Genomic DNA, 3127 nt, shown 5'->3' with positions numbered 1-3127 from the left:
TCGACGCTCTGCAATTCCACGAAGAGCACGGCGAAGTCTGCCCTGCCAACTGGAAGAAAGGCGACAAAGGCATGAACGCTTCGCCAGAAGGCGTTGCTGCATACCTGACCGAGAACGCTGCTGCCCTGTAAGGCATCAACGTCGAGGTACAAAAAAACCGGCCCACGTGGCCGGTTTTTTCATGCGCGGTTGAAACGGCGACTATCAGTCGTCGAAGTCTTCCCAGCCGCCCATCTGTTTCCAGCGGTTGACGATGCCGCAGAACAGCTCGGCAGTCTTCTCTGTGTCGTAACGCGCCGAGTGCGCCTCACGGCCGTCGAAATCGATGTCCGCTGCCTGACAGGCTTTTGCCAGGACGGTTTGGCCATAAGCCAGACCAGCCAGTGTCGCGGTATCGAAACTCGAAAACGGATGGAACGGATTGCGCTTCATGTCCAGTCGCGCGACGGCGGCGTTCAGGAAGCCGAGATCGAAGCTGCTGTTGTGGCCGACCAGAATCGCTCGCTTGCAGCCGTTGGCTTTCAGCGCCTTGCGGATGCCACGGAAGATGTCGGTCAGCGCCGTTTCTTCGCTGACCGCCATGCGCAGCGGGTGATCAAGTTTGATCCCGGTGAACTCCAGCGCCGCTGCTTCAATGTTGGCGCCTTCGAAAGGCTCAACGCGGAAGAAGTAGGTGTGATCCGGATATACAAAACCCTTTTCATCCATGGCGATGGTGGTCGCGGCAATCTCCAGCAATGCATCGGTGGCCGAGTTGAAGCCACCGGTTTCTACGTCGACGACAACCGGCAGGTAACCGCGAAAACGCGCTGCCATCGGATGACGGGAACCGCCGCCGCCACCTTGACCTTCCAGTTCGTCGTCGAAATGGTCTTCACTCACGCGTGTTCCTCCAGCAGGCGCCAGCGCAGTTTTTCACCGGCGCGCAGCGGGATAACGGTCAGCTCGCCAAATGGCAGGCTGGTTGGGGCGGTCCATTCTTCGCGAACCAGGGTGATGCGATCGGTGTTGGCCGGCAAACCGTAGAAACGCGGACCATTGAGGCTGGCGAACGCTTCGAGCTTGTCCAGGGCATTACGCTGTTCGAACGCTTCGGCATACAACTCGATGGCGGCGTACGCGGTGTAGCAGCCGGCACAGCCGCAAGCGGCTTCCTTGGCGTGCTGGGCGTGGGGGGCCGAATCGGTGCCGAGGAAGAACTTCGCGCTACCGCTGGTGGCGGCGTCGAGCAGGGCTTCCTGGTGCGTATTGCGCTTTAGAATCGGCAGGCAGTAGAAGTGCGGCCGAATCCCGCCAACCAGCATGTGATTGCGGTTGTACAGCAGGTGATGCGCAGTGATGGTTGCGCCGACGTTGGCCGATGCCTCGTTGACGAACTGCACGGCGTCGCCGGTGGTGATGTGTTCGAACACCACTTTGAGTGTCGGGAAACGCTCGACCACGCGGCGCATGTGCTCATCGATGAAGATCTTTTCGCGGTCGAAGACATCGACATCGCCACGAGTGACTTCACCGTGAATCAGCAGCGGCATGCCGACTTCGGCCATGGCTTCCAGCGCCGGGAAAATCTTGTCGATGCTGGTCACCCCGGAATCGGAGTTGGTCGTGGCGCCAGCCGGATACAACTTGGCGGCGTGTACGAAACCGCTGGCCTTGGCTTCACGAATTTCTTCGGGTTGGGTGCGGTCGGTGAGGTACAGCACCATCAACGGCTCGAAACGACTGCCGGCCGGGCGGGCAGCGAGAATCCGCTGGCGATAGCCGTCGGCTTCAGCGGCGTGGCGCACCGGAGGTACCAGGTTGGGCCTGATGATGGCGCGACCAAAAGTGCGCGCAACATCGGCAACGGTATTGGTCAACGGCACCATCGCGAAGATGAATGTGCCAGTCGTCGGGACGCAGCAGGGTCAGGCGGTCGGACATGAGGGGATTCCAGGCGGGTCAAACTGAGGCGAATGCTACCGGAAAAGACTCTTGCAGGCACTCGCTATCAAGTTTTGCGGGAAGCTTCCGATATCCCGTAGGTATGCCGTAAACATAGTGTGAATCGGTCTTTGTGTTTCAGAAGCCAATGGAGCCTCCCGTGCGCCAGCGTTATTTAGCCTTGCTCAGTGTGTTTGCCAGCCTTCCCGCGATGGCGCTGACCTACCAGACTCGCCTGGAGAACATTGAGTGGACGGTCGCCGGCGACAAGTTCGAATGCCGCCTGACACAACCGATCACTGACTTCGGCTCGGGTGAATTCGTGCGCAAGGCCGGTGAGCAGGCGATATTCCGTCTGAACGCCTACAACGCCATGTTGGGCGGCGGGTCGGCGACGTTGCTCGCGGCCGCAGCACCATGGCAACCGGGCCGTGGTGACATCAATCTGGGCAGCGTCAGGCTCGGTAGCGGCAATGTCCTGTTTAACAGCTCGCAGTCTCAGGCTGGCGGTCTTATCAGTGGCCTGCTGGACGGTCGCAGTCCTGTCGTGCGCCGTGCATCGGGTGATGGCCGAGTGTCGGAAGTGCGTTTATTGCCGGTCAAGTTCAGCAAGGCGTTTAACGACTACCAGACCTGTGTGGCGAAATTGCTGCCGCAGAATTTCGACCAGATCAAGCAGTCGCAGATCGGCTTCCCCGGGGAAGGCGTAGACCTCGACACCGCCGCCAAAGCCAAGCTGCAAGTTATACTCGAATTCATGAAGGCCGATCCTACGGTCAATCACATCGAGCTCGACGGCCATTCCGACAACAGCGGAAATCGCCTGACCAACCGTGAGTTGTCGCGTCGCCGCGCGCTGGCGGTGGTCGACTTTTTCAAGGCCAATGGGATTCAGGAATCGCAGATCACCGTGCGTTTCCACGGCGAGCAATATCCTATTGTGCCGAACACCAATGCGGCCAATCGTGCGAAAAACCGTCGGGTCAATGTCAAACTGGCGCGAGTGGCGCCAACCACCGCTCCTGCACCGCAAGCGAGCACTCCGGCCAACACCGCAGCGACTTCCTGACCCGTCAGTCATCGTCGCGCTCTCGACAGATTCTGTCGCTTTGTCGTCTTAAGCTGTCGCGCCTCTGTAAATTATCGCGTTTGGGCGGTAGACTCCTCGGCTTTCCGTAGAACCCCGTGGAGTGATGGCATGGCG

The 3127-nt window shown here is 59.7% G+C and carries 2 protein-coding genes and 2 pseudogenes (1 of these 4 cut by a window edge); 2 read left to right on the top strand and 2 right to left on the bottom strand.

The window, feature by feature from the left end:
* Positions 1–131 (top strand): annotated as a pseudogene (locus ACIOVB_RS26255) (peroxiredoxin) (it extends 470 nt beyond the left edge of the window).
* 73 nt (positions 132–204) lie between these two features.
* Here the strand turns inward: ACIOVB_RS26255 and rnt are convergent.
* Together rnt and pyrC are read right to left on the bottom strand one after the other, a co-directional pair.
* On the bottom strand, positions 205–882 hold the full coding sequence (rnt, locus tag ACIOVB_RS26250; RefSeq protein WP_095190452.1) for a ribonuclease T: 678 nt from the start codon (positions 880–882) through the stop codon (positions 205–207).
* A pseudogene (gene pyrC / locus ACIOVB_RS26245) lies at positions 879–1923 on the bottom strand (dihydroorotase). Before pyrC ends, rnt begins: the two are co-directional and overlap by 4 nt.
* A 160-nt stretch (positions 1924–2083) precedes the next feature.
* On the opposite strand from pyrC, the gene ACIOVB_RS26240 reads away from it, so the two are divergent.
* Positions 2084–2992: an OmpA family protein gene (locus tag ACIOVB_RS26240; protein ID WP_401272132.1), complete on the top strand. Its 909-nt coding sequence runs from the start codon at positions 2084–2086 to the stop codon at positions 2990–2992.
* Positions 2993–3127: the final 135 nt, after the last annotated feature.

It is taken from the genome of Pseudomonas sp. NPDC087639 (assembly GCF_044743385.1).
GTDB lineage: Bacteria > Pseudomonadota > Gammaproteobacteria > Pseudomonadales > Pseudomonadaceae > Aquipseudomonas.
This window is presented reverse-complemented; position numbering and strand designations above follow the sequence as displayed.